The following is a 16,357-nucleotide window of genomic DNA, read 5'->3' as shown; positions in this document are numbered from 1 at the left end:
AATAATAGAAAAGTAAGTTTTTTCAGGAATAGCGATGATTAGTCCGCAGCAGGTTGAGGCAATGATCAAGGCGGAACTGCCAGACGCCCAGGTTCAGGTGCAAGACTTGACTGGTGGCGGTGACCACTATCAGGTGACAGTTGTTTCATCGCACTTTGCAGGTAAGGGGCTGGTGCAGCAGCATCAGTTAATTTATGGTGCCCTGAAGCAAGCTGTGTCATCGGAAGCGATTCATGCCTTGGCATTAAAAACATACACTCCCGAAGATTGGCAAGCAACAGCAAGTTCCTAAAGTTATGAGTTAAGAGTTATGAATTTTTAACTCCTCACTCCTCAGCCCTGATTCTATTAATGCAAACTAGGAAACACAAACACCATGACACCAGAACTCAAAGATCAAATTGATAACTTGGTACAACAGAACAAGATTTTGGTTTTCATTAAGGGAACCAAATTAATGCCCCAATGTGGTTTCTCCAACAACGTTGTGCAGATTCTCAATACTTTGGGAGTTCCCTTTGAGGCGGTTGACGTTTTATCAGACAGTGAAATCCGCCAAGGAATTAAAGAATACTCTAACTGGCCGACAATTCCTCAAGTCTATTTAGATGGTCAATTTCTTGGTGGTTCCGATATCTTGATTGAATTGTACCAGAAAGGTGAATTGCAGCAAAAGGTAGAAGTAGCACTAGCTTCGTAACTTCCTTTTTACAACAAATTAGAGGCTATGCTGCTGAATTTGCATTTAGCAACAAAGGCAATGTGCCGTTTTTAATGTCCTTGAAAAGGGAAATACTATTTATTTCCCCTTTCAAGGGTTTTTTAATAGTTTTCTAACAAAAATACTTGAGCTGTCTTGGAATTGATTTCAGTTAGGTCAAAAATCCCTCAGTCGCATCGGCAAGACCAATATAGGGCTGAGAGATGCATTTTATCAATACAATATCTTCAAAATCTCACACCACGGTAACCTGTTGACGAATACAGATAATATGCTAAGATCATGCACGGTAATTAACCGTTACGAGCAATAACCAGCTAAATGGTATTAGTAGTAATCTGGTTGGGGTTGTGGCTGCGGAACTGCAAAATTTGATCCATCGTACAAGTAGCGGCTGGCTTCCTCTTCTAAACGATGAATCAGAAAAGGTTCAATGATGTTGCTGTGTCGTAGTGCGGCTAGATATCCATCCAAATACATCCGCATATCATCTGTACGATAACCGCGATTCCATAACTCTACGAAGGCATCGGTGAGTCTTTGGTAATAGCGGATGGTTTGTGTGTCTTGGAGCATAACTGCTGTATTAATCTCTTTGGAATGAGAATTATAAATTATTCACGCTCAAATGGGAAGTGTAATTTTCCCTTGGCATTAACAAGAAGTCAACATATCTACTTTTGGCAGTACTCTCCTAGTAGCTATAAACTACTTCAATCTTATTCCAGAAAACACAGATTCTAGTTATTTGCTAAACTATTTTTATGATTTTCTCCATCAACAGCCCGATTGTTTTGGTCGTATATTTGTAAGTGTGGGTACTAATTTTTGCAAAAAGAATCTACTCTCACTATCAGGCTGAAAAACTGTTGTAAGGGTTAGCTGGTTTGGTTAGAAATATCTGGCACATTACACCCATCTAAAACCAGAATGTTAAGTTAAAAGAACTTTTAATAAGTCTAACAACTATTTTTATAAGTTTAACAAAAATTTAAGAATATTTCTAATCACTTTTCGGTAAGGCACAAATTAAAGATATTCCTACTATTTTTATGAGGAAATGTAAAGCTAATAGTAATTGAAGTAACAAAGGCTACAAAACCTTAGACATAAGCTTGTTACTTTGAAAGTCATCAACGCTAAGGGGTCTTGCCACCGTGGGTTCGGTTTGTATAGAAATCATTGAAGGGAATCCCCATTTGAGGTCGTTGCTAGGTTGGCACTTACAACAACTGGAATACCGGGTACATCAAGCTGCCAGTATTTATCAAGCAAGGGAAGTATTTTTAAGCCATCAACCAACGCTAGTCGTTTTGGATGCAGATTTGCCTGATGGTGATGGCATTGAGTTTTGTCGTTGGTTGAATCGTCAGGAGCAGCCTCTGATCTTAATGCTATCTGCCCGTAATAGTGAAGCTGATATCGTTGCAGGTTTGAAGGCGGGTGCAGATGATTATCTGAGCAAACCCTTTGGAATGCAAGAGTTTTTGGCACGGGTAGAGGCACTGATTCGCCGTAAACGTACACCTACTGCACCAGCTTATCTGGATTATGGCACTTTGCAAATCGATTTAGTTCAGCGCCGTGTCCGCTTCCAGGGGGAGTTCATCGATTTAACGCCGCAGGAATTCAGTTTGCTGTACGTTTTGGCACAAGCTGGGGGAGTGCCTCTGAGTAGGTCGGAATTGCTGCGTCGTGCTTGGCCTGACGCTATCGATAACCCTCGTACCATTGATACTCACGTTTTGTCACTGCGGAAAAAGGTTGAACTTGATCCCCGGCAACCTAACTTGATTCAAACTATCCGCAATGTAGGATACCGTTTTAATATGGAAATTTTGAATACCAATATTTCACAGTCACAAACAACAAAGTTAGCTAAAGAGAGATTTAGTAATCAACGTTCAACACTTAGTCAAGTGTAAATTGGGCATTGGGCATTGGGCATTGGGGGAGTAAGAAAACGACTCCTGATTCCTAATTCCTGTCTCCTTACTCATCCAAATTTAAAATCCAAAATCGTCTTGAGCTTCTGCTTGAATTAAGCTTTCTCGTAATTTAGCCCAGTCTATCTCAGAGACTTTTTGATTTGCCAATAAATGACCTTGTTGTATGTGTAATAATCGAGTGCAAAACATCTGGGCTAGTTCCAGTTGATGATTTACCATGAAAATCGCAGTTTGATGGGTTTGACTTAACTGGGTTAAGACTTGTATTAGATGAGAAGCTGTACCAGCATCAAGGGCAGAGGTTGGCTCGTCTAATAATAATATTTTAGGCTGGATGACTAGGACACGAGCGATCGCTACTATTTGTCGTTGTCCAGCAGAAAGTTGCACCTCTGTTCGCCCTAACCATTCACTGGGAATATGCAGTTGCTCTATCCAGTAATTGACTCGTTGCTGAATTGTCTCTTTGGGCAAACCACGCAAAACTAAAGGATAAGCCAAGGCTTGCCCAACTGTCATCCCCAACAGTTTTGATTCTTGCAATACAAGTGTCACCATCTGGCGTAATTGGATGACAGGAATTTGGCGATATTCTTGATTTTCTAGATAGATTTTGCCACTCGTGGGTTCAATTAGGCGGTTGAGGAGGTATAGTAAGGAAGTTTTTCCAGCGCCAACTGGCCCCAAAATGGCAAGTCGCTCGCTCTGGAATACCTCGAAGGAAATATCCTGCAATATGGGGTATCCTTGCTGATTGCCGGGAAGTTGGGTTTTCAGCTTTGTAAATAGATTAACTTGCTCTAGCCTAAGTGTGGCTTTTGCTGTATTCAAGGGGAGTGGGGGAGAAATAATTAATGCCCAATTTTAAGTTAATTGTGCAGTAGTTAAGGCTGTAGCGATCGCCCAGCCATCGACTAATAATAGCAGCAGCGTGAATCCCAGTAAAATCAGGTACATCCACGGTTGGGCTAAAGGGCGAACATCTGTAGTGTCAATGCCTGTCTTTGTTTGCACAATTTGCACGAAACGGGCAAATCCGGCTACACGCATCGGTAATAAATAAGCTTTACCATCCTGGCTGAGGAAGTAATAAACTAGCCCTCCTTGTCCAGTGGTGCGGGGTTTTAACTCTTTCACTTGTAACCAAGGTAAAAACCAGCCTTTAAGAAAAAAGCGAGGCACCCAGGCGGGGTAAGTAACCTGAATTCCTTGGTCATCTACCAATACTTGTTCAGTCAATACAGCATACAAGGCAACTAAGCCGATGCTAATCCCTATCCACAATAATCCTGGGGGTACAGGTGCAGCTGTTACCTGCGATAAGAAGGGTAATGGAACTGTGAGTGCTATGTATAGACTCAGCAGCGTTATCCGAATCAAAGGAGACAGACGAAAAACAGAAGTTGAGATATTGGTTGAGTTTGCTGTCACGGCTCGATTACAATGCTTTTCTTCATTGTGTGGTAGTTCACGGTAAATACTTTTGGACTACAATCCAACCAGTAAGGGATACCCAGGCAAATCCTACAAATAGAATAATATTTACGCCGATGTGTAAGGGTCTAGCCCAAGGTCGTCTGGCACTAATTTGCGTGGCACTGAAAGCGGACAGTAAAACTAATGCTACAACTATCAATCCAGCGATTAGGTGTGACGAGTGACCTAAAGAACCAAAGTGTCCTAAAGTGCCAACAATGCCGATCGCTAGCAGTAATAAGACTAAACTTACCATGCTGATGCCCATTGTATAGTGGAGCGATCGCACCTCCTTATTTCCGCCCATAAATGAGGTAATAAAAGGAAGTTGCTGCGAAGTTCTCGCCCGAAACATCCAAACGCCGGTAAATGCTAACATCAGATATGCCAGCAGGGACAACCCCATAGACCAGGCGGCTATTTTCCACAACCAAATAAATGAAGGAAGATTCATAAGAATGATTGTAGCTGGAGAGTGGGCGACAAGGGCGAGTGGGGGAGAACAATGCCCAATGCCCCATAAATAATAAATAAAAAGGGTTGCTGAAATTCAGCAACCCTTAAATTGAGCTAAATTGTTTTTTTTAATCAACAGATGCTAAACCAGCCACTTGTAAAGGTTTTGTAGTATCTCCGGTTTTTGGATTAATTTGCTGCACTATTGGTTTGGTATTAATAAGGTCTTTTCCAGCTAGGGAGTCTGTATCAAACTCATAAATGCTGGGTTCATCGAGCATTAGGCGATCGCAAGAAATTATATCCGATAAAATTGCACTTGCCATCATCCCTGTATGAATCTCCATTTTACCTTTTCGCGGAGCTTCAAACACTAAACGTTGTCCAGGGAAAACAACCCTTTCAAAGTACCAATTAGGAATATTGCAGATGCGAGCTATCTGTATTTTGCTCGTGGCATTAATATAGCAGCAGAGAATTTTCCCCGATTGCTCAGGTGGTAGAGGATCTAATATTTGAGCCATAACTGCTGAGGAGCTTTACGCACAATTTTACATTACACTAGCCAAGCCTAGCAGCATTGATCCCCAGTTGCTGTAACTGCGACTACCAACTCAACTCTTTTTATATTTTTTCTACCTTAAGATATATCGGAGGTTAGAAAAATATTGTAGATATTTATGCACTGGTTACAATTTTACACTATGTGAATATATTTAAATTTTTAATCTCTAGCAAAAAAGCTTTAACTTCATTAGACCAGATAATTACAGCGTAGGTATGGCGAAGATACCCTTAGCTTGGGCTAATTTCAGGAGTGTAATTTTGTGTTTCATCATCTCACAATTAAAAGTCTAGGATCATCGCTTTATGAATGAACTCAATGTTATCGTAAAGCTATATGAAAAATTTCTTCATAAAGCCTCTCTTGATGACCTGCATTTGGTATGTAAAGCAATTTTATTGATTCCTGTATCTGTGAATAAAAGTTTCACACATATCAATGATTGGCTTTAATGTCAAGCGAAATTGTAAGAAATTAAGAGCAGCCAAAACAAAAACACACCTTAAAACTGGAATTTATCTCGCTTTCCCCGAAGATTGGCAAGATGGAAGTCAAAATACCCATGATGGAAAATCGAATTCTTTACGTTCGCCTTCCTTGTAACCCTATCTTTCCTATTGGGGTTGTCTACCTGAGCGATCACGTCCACAAACAGTTTCCGAATATCGAACAGCGGATCTTTGATTTGGGAACAGTGCCACCTTTAGATTACACTTGTGCCTTAGATCAGTCTATCGATGAATTTAAACCGACACTGCTAGTATTTTCTTGGCGGGATATTCAAATTTATGCTCCAGTTGGCGGACGTGGTGGCAACCCACTACAAAACGCTTTTGAATTTTATTATGCCAAGAATCCTCTATTGAAACTACGCGGGGGATTGGGCGGTTTACGAATCTTCATCGCTTATTATGTAGAGCTATGGCAAAATCTGGGCTTAATCAAACGCGGTTTAAAGCGTGCCCAAAAATATAATTCTAATGCCCGTGTAGTTGTCGGTGGTGGTGCAGTTAGTGTATTTTATGAACAGTTGGGTAAAAGCTTACCTCAAGGAGCAATTATTTCTGTGGGTGAAGGGGAAACCCTGCTGGAAAAACTTTTAAGTGGCAGAGATTTTCAAGATGAACGCTGTTACGTTGTGGGAGAAAATCAACCACGGAAACAGCTAATTCACGAACAACCCACCCCAATAGAAAAAACAGCTTGTAACTACGACTATATCGAAACCATCTGGCCGGAATTTAACTATTACCTGCAAGAGCAAGATTTTTATATAGGTGTACAAACTAAGCGTGGTTGTCCTCATAACTGCTGCTATTGCGTCTATACTGTCGTTGAAGGTAAACAAGTACGCATCAACCCAGCAGATGAAGTCGTTGCTGAGATGCGCCAATTGTATAATCGCGGCATTCGCAACTTCTGGTTTACCGATGCTCAATTCATCCCAGCGAAAAAATTTATCGACGATGCCATAGAACTATTGCAAAAAATCGTCGATTCTGGTATGACAGACATCCACTGGGCAGCATATATCAGAGCCGACAATTTAACACCAGAGTTGTGCGACTTAATGGCGAAAACCGGGATGAACTATTTTGAAATTGGGATTACTAGTGGTTCTCAAGAACTTGTGCGGAAAATGCGGATGGGGTATAACCTGCGAACCGTCTTGCAAAACTGCCGTGACTTAAAAGCCGCTGGTTTCAACGACTTAGTTTCCGTCAACTACTCATTTAACGTCATTGACGAACGTCCCGAAACCATCCGCCAAACCGTCGCCTACCACCGCGAACTAGAACGGATTTTTGGTGCTGATAAAGTCGAACCTGCAATTTTCTTTATTGGATTACAACCCCATACCCATTTAGAAGAATACGCTTTTAAAGAAGGCATCCTCAAACCAGGGTATGATCCAATGAGTTTGATGCCGTGGACAGCCAAAAAACTCCTCTGGAATCCCGAACCCCTTGGTTCATTCTTTGGCGAAGTCTGTTTGCAAGCTTGGCAACAAAACCCCAACGATTTCGGACGCGAAGTCATGAAAATCTTAGAAGAAAAGCTGGGTTGTGCCGACTTAGAAGCAGCACTTTCTGCACCAATAGAGACGAAAGAGAAACAGTTAGCAAGTGTATCCTAAAAGACACAAGAATGTGGGGATATATGGAATTGTGAATTGTGAATTTGTCCTCCCTTTCTTTCTCAACGCCCTCAGTATCCACCGAAGTTTCGATCTAAGAAAGCCTTAGCTCGAATTTCTTTCTGCGATTCATTTTCATAAAATCCCAAACCCATGTTAGAAGGTTCAATCCTACAACAGCTAGAAACAGCCCATCGCCATACCACTAGGCCAATTCGATTTGGTGTTTACTACAAAAATACCCTAGTTGCCCTGTGTCACGCTCTAGAAGACCATATCTTAACAGACGACAGTACACCCCTAGTCATCACAGCCTTCCAACGGGGTAAATGGTATCTACAAGAAGCCGAGCGATATGCAGATATCGCCCAGCATAGCGGCCAAATTGTGATTATGGCTGCCGCTGAATCTGGTTTTGCTGAACATCCCACAAGCCTTTTACCCAATGTAGACTTAGTGGCATTAGATTCAGCCGATGCAGTGGCAGAGGAGTGGCATTTAATTATTTTGTCGTCTAACTACACAGCGATGGTAATTTGTCAAGAATTATCAGAGGATGATTATGGCAGCACTGGAGTACCGACATCAGATTTAGAGCGCAAATTCTATGGTTTGTGGACATTTGAGCCGGAGTTAGTGCAAGAGACAGCAGAAATAGCGATCGCTCACATCAAAAAATACAACTCAGAACTAGCGGATAAACTCACAGCCGATAAACAGCAAATTGTCCCATCTACTGCCAGATTAGAAAATTTGGGTGCAGTTGTCTCCCGTGTAGTAGATTATCTCCAGACTGGGCAAGATAATTTATCCATACCAACAGCGCTTGGGCAACAAACGCTAGATCGCAACTTGGTTTCTAACGAAATCCAAGCCTTTTTGCGAATGGCACAACTGATGGATATGGCAGATGTCAACAATCCAATGGCAGCTGCGGAAGTAGTGGTACTTGCTGAGGCGATCGCCCAGCTTTTGGATCTTCCCGCATGGCAGATTAAAAGGTTGCGCCTGGCGAGTTTGTTGCATCGCATAGATCCATTACAAAATGCAGAAAGTGTTCTCACTGGCGGTATATCCACACGCTACCAAGAAGATGCCCCCAGTTCTCCCTTAACTTGTCCCTTAGTACCAGGGGCGCAAGTATTGCGAACCATGCCACGACTGCGAGCAGTTGCCCAAATTATTACTCACCAAACCGAGTGGTGGAATGGTTCAGGGGAACCAGCAGGTTTAGCTGGAGATGAAATTCCCCTAGAGTCGAGAATTTTGGCATTATTGGCAGACTTTCAATGGCGGTTAAATCAGCAAAAATTGTCAAATCAAAGCCGAGAACAGATATTTACCCAAGCTTTAAATGAGTGCAAACAGCAACAATCTACCCGCTTTGATCCTAAACTTGTAGATACCCTAGCTTTATTAGTTATGGGTTTACAACAGGGACTCGACTTACCCTTGATGACACCCAAATTCAGCGCCGGCATCTGGATACTTGATTCCCAATGGGATAGCCACAGCAAGATCAGTGAGGAGATTAGTAGTTACTTTACATGAATATTGAAGCGATTAGATTAGGAAAACTCAAACAACTTCCAGGGGCAAATTTAGAAGACGAGGAACTCTCCCGACTGGATTTAAGCCGGATTAATCTTGCTGGTGCTACCCTTGTCGGCACTAATTTTGCTGGTTCTAAACTCGAAGGTGGGCATTTGGAGGGGGCGAACCTTATGGGAGCCAACCTCCAAGAAACTGACTTGCGGGCGAACCTTATGGGAGCAAACCTGATGCAAGCAGATTTAACAGGCGCTGACTTGCGGGGTAGTAACTTGCGTGGCGCTAACTTGATGGGAGCAAGACTCAGCGATGTGTCGTTGGCGGGTGCTTTCGTGAGTGGTGCAAATTTAATGAACGTAAACTTGCAAGGTGTTGACTTGCGCGGTGCTGACTTGCGCGGTGCAAACCTAACTGGAGCAAATCTCAAAGGTGCAGATTTAAGTCGCGCCGATTTGCAAGGAGCTTTGTTGAGTGAAGCAAACCTCGAAGAAGCTGACTTGCGGGGAGCGAATTTGGCAGGGGCGAATTTGACGGGAGCGAATTTACTTTGTGCAGAGTTAGAAGGTGCAAATTTGAGCGGCGTTAATTTCGCTAAAGCTTGTTTGGTAGGTACAGTGGTTGAGACGAGTTTATCAGGATCGCCAAAAGTGCTATAGTGCTAAATTTAATACTTGCAGCTTGAGCAGGATGGACAAACGCTAAACTGCTCAAACTTAGCAAGTTCGGTATCTCAACGCAAGTTAGCGAAGCGTTTCTAAGTTGCCCCAAGTTTTATCGATTTTGCAGCAAAGTCTGATGCCATTAACACTCAGTTTCGGGTGAAATTCTGGGTATAAGACAGGTTGCATGGGTTCTCTGTTTAGGAAGATTTTTTCCCATCTGAAACCATTTCCGAGAGAATATGTGCTGTGAAATCTAAAAACTGATCCAGCAAAAGACCAATAATGCCGATGTAGAGTATCGTCTCAATTACGGAATCGATGTTGCCATTTTTATAACTATCCCAGACGACAAAGCCAAGTCCTTTTGGTCCAGTCAACATTTCTGTGGCAATAACTGTAAACCAGGCTACCCAAACAGCAACTTTCAGAGCATGAAATATATGAAATATAGCTACTCGAAAGTTATTGTTCTGTCTCTGAAAATGTTGCATACCTATTGCGGTATTAATGATCATCGTCCAGAGAGTTCCAAGAAAAACTACTACAACAGCAGCTGGTTCGTTCTCTTTAAACACTATTAGGGCAATAGGTAGCAAGGCTATAGGAGGAATGCTATGTGGTATCTGAAATATCCGCCTGAATAGCTGATACATCATGCTATTCATGCCGATTAAATAGCCGATGAAACTACCCAATACAGCGGCTGGAATGTAACCGACAAATAACCGTTGCAAGCTAGCTAAAATGTCTAAAAACATATTATTTTCTATGCCTCAGTTCTCATTGAGAATATCTGGGAAATCCTGCGGCACCAACACAAAACAGCGAATACAAAAGTGATTTTAATTACACTTACTCTTTTCTCAACAGAAAATTTCCTAGATTCTCTCCTCCTTGGCGGTTACTCAAACAAGTTTAAGTATTCTGACGATGAGATAGGAGTAGTACAAAGAAAATTTAAAGCTTGACGTTACTAAACTTTATCAGAAAAATAAATTCTGATTAGCAAATTAAATACAATTTATATAATTCACTTGCTTGATGATTGTACTAAGTGTGAAGATGTAAAATTTTTAATAGTAAATAAATAGGAAAGCTGTTATTGATAATACAGATAATAAATAAAATAGGAAGTATGAAGGATGAAATTTTATCAAACCAGAAGTCAGAAGTCAGAAGTCAGAAGTCAGAAGTCAGAAGTCAGAAGTCAGAAGTCAGAAGTCAGCATAAATTCTGTACAACTGGCGGACTTCGGCGTGAGCGCTCAGTCGAACGCTAAATAAACAGGTTTAAGCATTAAGCACGTAGCTAAATATGCACTCTTTTATGATCTTCTCTAAGAGACGCTTTGCGAACACTACGTGACGTAAGCACGAGCATCTTAATTCTAGCTAGAGGCGGAGCGTCTCCGGCTCCGCTCCTAAATTCTGGCTATTATTTACCTAAATTCCGCTTCATTTGTTCTAGCTCATCTTGGGTTTCCCAACGAAGGAACTTGTCTTCTAAATCATCCAAACCACCAGAATAAGTACTAGTTTGATTCGACCAGCCATTAGTTTCCAAGTGCTGTTGCGTTTGCGCTTTAGCACGCTCTGTCTGTGCAACGGCTGCTTTAGATTGCACCTCCTGTCGCCGCTGCTGAATTTTTCGCAGTAGTTCCTGAGATTGATTAATGCGTTCTTTCAGCCCTTGCATATGTCCCCATCGCTGATTTCCTTCACGCAACAAGGCGGCTTCTCGCTCACCTGCCGCAGTGGCTAAATCCTCTCTGTTAGCAGCTTTCGCCTTCTGAACACGGATGTGCCAACGTTGGATTTCTTGAGCGACGGATAGAATTTCCTGTTGCGATCGCTTCTCTTGTAATTGTAAATCTGCGACCAACTTTAATGTGTCTTCCTCTTGCTCACGCAGCTGTTCTAGCAGCGCCTCTAGCTCCAAATGTGGATTGTTACGCAAGAATTCTTCTAAACGGTTTTCTAGAAACCGATTCAAATCATCAAATAAGCCCACTGCTAGAACTCCAGAGATCGGGTGTGTGACTATTTTATTGTAGTAATTATGATGGTGGGCGAAATGTAAATTTTAATAGTTCACCTCACCAAGTAAGTTATCGCTGATAGATAAGTTAAATACCACAAAAATGTACTATATACTTATAAAAAAAAGCACAGTAATTGTAGTTAACTACGCTACTGGCAATAATCCCAATCGTGCTGTGGATACTGTGGCGATCGCTTCGTTCATTTAAATCGCAGCATGGTTGACTTATCCCCTATGATTAACATTGGTAATAAAGCCATCTGTATGATTGAATAAGATACATGAAGGATTTGCTATCTCGTGTCCAGCTTTTCCCGGATGTTGGTCTCAGGGACAGAAAGAAGAGGAAGCTTTAGAAAATATCAAAGATGCAATTCAAGCCTACCTTGATACTGTTGAGGAATTGACTCTAGTATAACTTAAGGTTTACCAGTTACGACAACCTCTTTAGAGCTACTGTTAAATTGAGTTCTAGCTTTCTGATTCTTATTTGATGAGATATTATAACCTTTAGTTAACATCTCTTTCAAAATCAGTTTATTGTTGTCGATATATAAGCAAATATCTGTTTCTTCAAGAATCTCCTTCAAAAAATCGGTAAGTTTACTACTATATTTTTCTCGTTTTAGATCAAAATTTGGGATTCTATTTATCAAAATTTGATGAATTTGAGGCATTGGAATACCGCCTTGTTTAAGCTGATTAGCTTGCTCACTATTCTGCTTTATATCCTGCAAAACTTTCTGGGTCATTATAAAAATTTCATCATTTAAATTATTATTTTCGCTCACCTCATTAATCTGAATCTCTTCTATTTTGGCTTGGGGAGTCGGTATTGGTATAAAGCGATCGCAAACAGATTTAAGGATACGATTGATTTGTCCTTCGTAGGCACATCCAATTACAGTCTTTCCATACTCATGAAGTTTTTTAGCTAAAGCAGCAAATGCACCATCACCTGATACAATAACGAAGACTTGCAATGTAGGGCGGCTCTGGGCTAATTCCATGACATCAATAGCCAGTTGCATATCTGCCGCATTTCGTTTATGACTATAATCAAAAATTTGAATTGCTTCAATGCCAAGTTCTTGAATCTCATTCTTGAGCAACCTTAATCGAGAATCACTCCAGTCAGCATAAGCACATTGAATAGCAATTTTATTAACTAGGGTAGTTTGTTCTAAATTTGTTTGAATTTGTTTCAAAGAAAAATTTAAATTGGGGTTGCTTCTACCCATTGTTAAGTTTTCAATATCATAAAAAAGCGGTATACTCAAATCGATGAAATCACGTGCTGCTTTTTTAAGTGACCCAACACATCAAATTGTCTTCCATTACACACCCAAACATTCTTCGTGGCTGAATCAAATTGAGATTTGGTTCAGTATTTTAGTTCGTAAGTTGCTAAGAAGAGCTAGCTTCAAAAGTCAGAATGATCTCAAAACCCGAATTCTCGAATTTATCGACTATTTTAATACAACAATGGCTAAACCTTTTAAGTGGACATATAAAGGTAAAGTGTTGGCTATCTAATACTTGGCTCATTTCCGCCGAACTGTACTAACCCCCCAGCCCCCTTCCCTACGAGGGAAGGGGGAGAATTCAAAGCCTCTCTCCTTGCAGGAGAGAGGTTTGGAGAGAGGTTTTCCAGATCCCGTGAAAAGTCAGCAGATAAAACCCCTGATATATTCGCTGATTCCACATTAGTAACTGCGTCCAAAACTTCCAAAGCTTGGTTAACCAACTGATTTGCTTTAACCCAGTTATTTTGAGCCAAAGCCACCTCAGCTAAAAAACCATAATCCTTGGCTAATTCTCTTAGCTGGTTGTTACTTTGATGTACTACTAAAGCTTGTTCTGCAAGACTCTGCAACGTTTCCCATTTTTGTAAATCTCGCAAGATATCACCGAATTTAACTACTGCTTTAGCAATTAAATCTGGACTTTGAAACTGGCTAATAAAATTTATATACTCTTTAACATAATGCCAAGTCGTCTGCCAATGTGGATGATTGATATCTTGATGTTTAAAAGCTTTGAGATAACAGCAAAAGCCAATCTCACCGAGGATTTTTGCCTGTCTTTCTAAATTATGATTTTGCTGCCATAGCTCAAAAGCTTTGTGATAATGCTGTAGCGCCGAATCTTTGTGATTATTTATCTGTTTAATAAAACCTAGCAAAGATTCTAAGTTAGCTTGAATTTCTAAATTATAAACATCTGGCTGATTGAATAAATCTCTTTGCGCCGTTTCTAACTCATTCTCCAGTTTAATATATACATCAACGCTAAATTTTAAGTTATTACTAAACCATTGATTAGCCGTTTCGCTGATAAAATCTATCAATTCCTGTGTTGATATGGCAAAATTTCTCGTAGTTGCCCAACTTTCCAAATCTGGTGCAAGCTGTATTAGTTGTTTGTAGATTTCATCGTCAATCCACAACACTAAGGGAAAAGCAAAATTCTTGCGAAACTCTTCCCGCACCTGATTAGCAGAAGTTAACATCACAGACAAATTCTGCACTGATTCTAAACCCACAACCATCACACAGGCTGATATTTCTTCTCCGAATTCTTCCCGAATCGCATTATAAAGAGTCCTGTGAGATTGCTGCACCGCCAAGACACGAATTTCGACTTGACAAATTTCTCGTAATCTGGAGATTAAGCGATCGCGCAAACTGGCATAATTACACCGTGCCAAAATCAGCTTAAACTGTCCCACAGAGGACTCAATCGCCCAAGCTAATTGTTGCAAAGAGCGTAGGCGAAGCCCGTCGTGGACATCGCTGTTTACATAGTCATCTTCTGTTGGTTGCGAGTCTGTCATACCAATTTTGGATTTTGGATTTTGAATTAAAAGAACCAGGGCGAATTCCATTCGCCCATTTTGCGTTAAGTTGACTACAAAATTAAACTTCCTGGCGTTTTAACTCCTGTATCAATACTTGAGTGCGTTTGCTAGCTTCTCTTGCTTGTTGTCTAAAATATTTGGCTTGCTGACGGTCACTTAAGCACACTTCAGATGCTTTTCTACTAAATTCAACAGCTTGTTTACTGAGTTCTTTAATCCGAGTTTTTAACTCTGGGATTGTTTTCATATCTCCTCCTGTTCTGAAATTACGAATCTGGGTTTTACCCCACCCTAACCCTCCCCGTATGTATTGGGAAGGGAACTAGATTTTCCGGTTTCCCCCCTTTCCAAGGGGGGATTAAGGGGGGTAATTCAACTACCTGATTCCTCATTACAACTCACTCGCCTCAGCCAAAACGGGATTAACATCAAACCAAGACTCGCCACCATCCCGATATTCAAATACAAATCGACTGCGGATCAGTTTTTGATATCCGTGGTCATCACTCACCTTTTTCCTTTCCTTGACATGACGTAACAATTGCCACTCATCATCAGAAATCGGCATAGTCATTTCATTCCGCCGAGAACGAATAACTTGCTCTAAGGTTTCACGGGTTAGGGGAAGTTTCATTTCTTCCATAATCCAGGTATTCAGCAGCCTCAGCACGTCGCGCACATGACCACCGCTCATTTTACATAACCGCTCTAGGCTAGCAGCACCATCAAAAATCTCGGTAATTTTATTTAAACGCTCCTCTGGTGTAAAGTCAGGAAAAGCTCTCGCTAGTACCATTTGCTGCATGAGTGCCATTCCCTCTAGATGCACACTGCCATCAGGCCATTGTACAGGTACCATTGGTAACACCTTGCAATACTGCTCGGTTAAGGAGAAATAGAGGGTAAAACAAAGAAAATAGTGTTCGCGGATGACTTACGCGAATAAAATAAGGAGACTTACTTTTTCTCTTTGAGGCTATCGTACAAGTCCACCCAATTTTGACGAAGAGAGTCGATGCATGAACTTAAGTAATCGATTTGGGTTCTTCTAGCTACGGAGAGAACAGCATTAATATGAGCAGGGCTTCCTGCCTTACCCAAATGCTTATATTTACTCAATTTGTTGGGTTGAGTTGTGGAAAAAATTGGTTTGGTAGCGTGTAATTTATAGTACCAATAAGCTTGCTTTTTCCCCCGTGCTTGGTAACGTAAAACACAACAACCAGGTGGTGCTACTTCCCCTGAAGCCTGAATTTGTTGAATAGAGATTTGTAAAGTCGCAATGGCTTGTTGTAGGAGTTCGGCTCTAGAAATAATGTCAGAGTCAACCATCTGGCAATGGATGAAGTAATTCCATCTCAAACCATAACGAACGCAATTATCAGTACTTCTTCTATTGAGCAACGACAACGAATACTTCCCACTCATGTAGTTGTGGTTTTGGTAATAGCCATGAGTTTTTGGTCATCGGACTCTATTGTATCGGTATTCAAAAATCTGATTCATGGTTTCGCCAGTTTACGCATACCGGAATTAATACGTTTTAAAACACCAACTTCTTCATCAATTACTGAAGCAAGGCAACGAACCGGAGCATCTGTAATGACACGTTTGTTTGAGATGGTTGCGAAACCATTAGCAACGCCTTTAACGCCAGGTGCTTTTTTGGGAGGATTAAGAATAATGGCTGTAGATGGGACAGTAATGGACATTCCTGAGACTCAAGAAAATGCCAGAGTATTTGGTTATCCTGGTTCACGACAAGAGGACATATCCAGCATTCCCAAAAGCCAGGTTAGTTTTTTTGGTAGAAGCAGGTACTCATTTAATTACCGATGCATTCATTAGTCCTTATCGAATTGGTGAAAGAAAAGGAGCTTTAAAATTATTACGAAGTGTTAGTGATGGGATGTTGCTGATGTGGGATAGGGGACTACATT

General features: G+C 41.0%; 21 protein-coding genes and 1 pseudogene. 10 read left to right on the top strand and 12 right to left on the bottom strand.

The genetic code is table 11. The features are described from left to right. Positions 1-34: 34 nt before the first annotated feature. Together ACEW80_RS19275 and grxD are read left to right on the top strand one after the other, a co-directional pair. Positions 35-292 carry a BolA family protein gene (locus ACEW80_RS19275; protein WP_373528134.1) on the top strand — a complete coding sequence of 86 codons (258 nt, stop codon included), beginning with the start codon at positions 35-37 and terminating at the stop codon, positions 290-292. Positions 293-376: 84 nt separating this feature from the next. Continuing rightward, entirely contained in the window at positions 377-700 is a 324-nt protein-coding gene (grxD, locus tag ACEW80_RS19270; RefSeq protein WP_373528133.1) for a Grx4 family monothiol glutaredoxin, read from the top strand. Between the two features lie 348 nt (positions 701-1,048). Here the strand turns inward: grxD and ACEW80_RS19265 are convergent, their stop codons facing one another. Continuing rightward, positions 1,049-1,297: a DUF6761 family protein gene (locus ACEW80_RS19265; RefSeq protein WP_373528132.1), complete on the bottom strand. Its 249-nt coding sequence runs from the start codon at positions 1,295-1,297 to the stop codon at positions 1,049-1,051. 581 nt (positions 1,298-1,878) lie between these two features. Here ACEW80_RS19265 and ACEW80_RS19260 point away from each other — a divergent pair. Then, entirely contained in the window at positions 1,879-2,646 is a 768-nt protein-coding gene (locus tag ACEW80_RS19260) for a response regulator transcription factor (protein ID WP_373528131.1), read from the top strand. An 81-nt stretch (positions 2,647-2,727) separates the two neighbouring features. Here the strand turns inward: ACEW80_RS19260 and ACEW80_RS19255 are convergent, their stop codons facing one another. From ACEW80_RS19255 to ACEW80_RS19240, 4 genes are all read right to left on the bottom strand, one after another. Next, positions 2,728-3,501: an ATP-binding cassette domain-containing protein gene (locus ACEW80_RS19255; protein WP_373528130.1), complete on the bottom strand. Its 774-nt coding sequence runs from the start codon at positions 3,499-3,501 to the stop codon at positions 2,728-2,730. A gap of 33 nt (positions 3,502-3,534) precedes the next feature. Then, on the bottom strand, positions 3,535-4,101 hold the full coding sequence (locus ACEW80_RS19250; RefSeq protein ID WP_373528129.1) for a hypothetical protein: 567 nt from the start codon (positions 4,099-4,101) through the stop codon (positions 3,535-3,537). A 37-nt stretch (positions 4,102-4,138) separates the two neighbouring features. Further along, complete coding sequence (locus ACEW80_RS19245) at positions 4,139-4,600, bottom strand: DUF4079 domain-containing protein (protein ID WP_373528128.1); 462 nt, start codon at positions 4,598-4,600, stop codon at positions 4,139-4,141. Between the two features lie 130 nt (positions 4,601-4,730). Continuing rightward, positions 4,731-5,126 carry a DUF1830 domain-containing protein gene (locus ACEW80_RS19240; protein ID WP_373528127.1) on the bottom strand — a complete coding sequence of 132 codons (396 nt, stop codon included), beginning with the start codon at positions 5,124-5,126 and terminating at the stop codon, positions 4,731-4,733. A gap of 585 nt (positions 5,127-5,711) precedes the next feature. Here ACEW80_RS19240 and ACEW80_RS19235 point away from each other — a divergent pair. From ACEW80_RS19235 to ACEW80_RS19225, 3 genes are all read left to right on the top strand, one after another. After that, on the top strand, positions 5,712-7,304 hold the full coding sequence (locus ACEW80_RS19235; protein WP_373528126.1) for a photosystem II high light acclimation radical SAM protein: 1,593 nt from the start codon (positions 5,712-5,714) through the stop codon (positions 7,302-7,304). 153 nt (positions 7,305-7,457) lie between these two features. Then, a complete protein-coding gene (locus ACEW80_RS19230) occupies positions 7,458-8,855 on the top strand; it encodes a DICT sensory domain-containing protein (RefSeq protein ID WP_373528125.1) in 1,398 nt (465 codons plus the stop codon). Continuing rightward, entirely contained in the window at positions 8,852-9,511 is a 660-nt protein-coding gene (locus ACEW80_RS19225; protein ID WP_373528124.1) for a pentapeptide repeat-containing protein, read from the top strand. The genes ACEW80_RS19230 and ACEW80_RS19225 overlap by 4 nt, the downstream gene beginning before the upstream one ends. Before the next feature lie 203 nt (positions 9,512-9,714). On the opposite strand, the gene ACEW80_RS19220 is transcribed toward ACEW80_RS19225, so the two are convergent. Beyond that, positions 9,715-10,275: a nitrate transporter gene (locus ACEW80_RS19220; protein ID WP_373528123.1), complete on the bottom strand. Its 561-nt coding sequence runs from the start codon at positions 10,273-10,275 to the stop codon at positions 9,715-9,717. Between the two features lie 377 nt (positions 10,276-10,652). Between ACEW80_RS19220 and ACEW80_RS19215 the strand changes: the two genes are divergently transcribed. Further along, positions 10,653-10,796: a hypothetical protein gene (locus ACEW80_RS19215; protein WP_373528122.1), complete on the top strand. Its 144-nt coding sequence runs from the start codon at positions 10,653-10,655 to the stop codon at positions 10,794-10,796. Positions 10,797-10,951: 155 nt separating this feature from the next. Here the strand turns inward: ACEW80_RS19215 and ACEW80_RS19210 are convergent, their stop codons facing one another. Further along, on the bottom strand, positions 10,952-11,527 hold the full coding sequence (locus ACEW80_RS19210; RefSeq protein ID WP_373528121.1) for a TIGR04376 family protein: 576 nt from the start codon (positions 11,525-11,527) through the stop codon (positions 10,952-10,954). Positions 11,528-11,825: 298 nt separating this feature from the next. On the opposite strand from ACEW80_RS19210, the gene ACEW80_RS19205 reads away from it, so the two are divergent. Continuing rightward, positions 11,826-11,975 carry a type II toxin-antitoxin system HicB family antitoxin gene (locus tag ACEW80_RS19205; protein ID WP_373528120.1) on the top strand — a complete coding sequence of 50 codons (150 nt, stop codon included), beginning with the start codon at positions 11,826-11,828 and terminating at the stop codon, positions 11,973-11,975. Between the two features lies 1 nt (position 11,976). Here ACEW80_RS19205 and ACEW80_RS19200 read toward each other — a convergent pair whose 3' ends face one another. Next, the gene (locus ACEW80_RS19200; protein WP_373528119.1) at positions 11,977-12,837 is read right to left on the bottom strand and encodes an NYN domain-containing protein; all 861 of its coding nucleotides are present in this window, start codon (positions 12,835-12,837) and stop codon (positions 11,977-11,979) included. 4 nt (positions 12,838-12,841) lie between these two features. On the opposite strand from ACEW80_RS19200, the gene ACEW80_RS19195 reads away from it, so the two are divergent. Further along, positions 12,842-13,093, top strand: a complete 252-nt coding sequence (locus ACEW80_RS19195) for a transposase (RefSeq protein WP_373528118.1) — start codon at positions 12,842-12,844, stop codon at positions 13,091-13,093. Here ACEW80_RS19195 and ACEW80_RS19190 read toward each other — a convergent pair. From ACEW80_RS19190 to ACEW80_RS19175, 4 genes and pseudogenes are all read right to left on the bottom strand, one after another. After that, positions 13,086-14,444 carry a tetratricopeptide repeat protein gene (locus tag ACEW80_RS19190; protein ID WP_373528117.1) on the bottom strand — a complete coding sequence of 453 codons (1,359 nt, stop codon included), beginning with the start codon at positions 14,442-14,444 and terminating at the stop codon, positions 13,086-13,088. The two genes, ACEW80_RS19195 and ACEW80_RS19190, sit on opposite strands and share 8 nt — an antisense overlap. A 31-nt stretch (positions 14,445-14,475) precedes the next feature. Further along, positions 14,476-14,664 (bottom strand): hypothetical protein, encoded by a 189-nt coding sequence (locus ACEW80_RS19185; protein WP_298904329.1) that lies wholly within the window; start codon positions 14,662-14,664, stop codon positions 14,476-14,478. 144 nt (positions 14,665-14,808) lie between these two features. After that, positions 14,809-15,291: pseudogene (locus ACEW80_RS19180) on the bottom strand (ATP-binding protein); the annotation flags it as partial. Positions 15,292-15,374: 83 nt separating this feature from the next. After that, a complete protein-coding gene (locus tag ACEW80_RS19175) occupies positions 15,375-15,749 on the bottom strand; it encodes a hypothetical protein (protein ID WP_373528116.1) in 375 nt (124 codons plus the stop codon). Between the two features lie 6 nt (positions 15,750-15,755). On the opposite strand from ACEW80_RS19175, the gene ACEW80_RS19170 reads away from it, so the two are divergent. Next, positions 15,756-16,265: a transposase domain-containing protein gene (locus ACEW80_RS19170; RefSeq protein WP_373528115.1), complete on the top strand. Its 510-nt coding sequence runs from the start codon at positions 15,756-15,758 to the stop codon at positions 16,263-16,265. The last annotated feature ends 92 nt before the right edge of the window (positions 16,266-16,357 follow it).

This window comes from Nostoc sp. (genome assembly GCF_041747015.1).
GTDB lineage: Bacteria > Cyanobacteriota > Cyanobacteriia > Cyanobacteriales > Nostocaceae > Nostoc.
The sequence above is the reverse complement of the archived record's forward strand: the minus strand, read 5'-3'. Positions and strand labels throughout refer to the sequence as shown.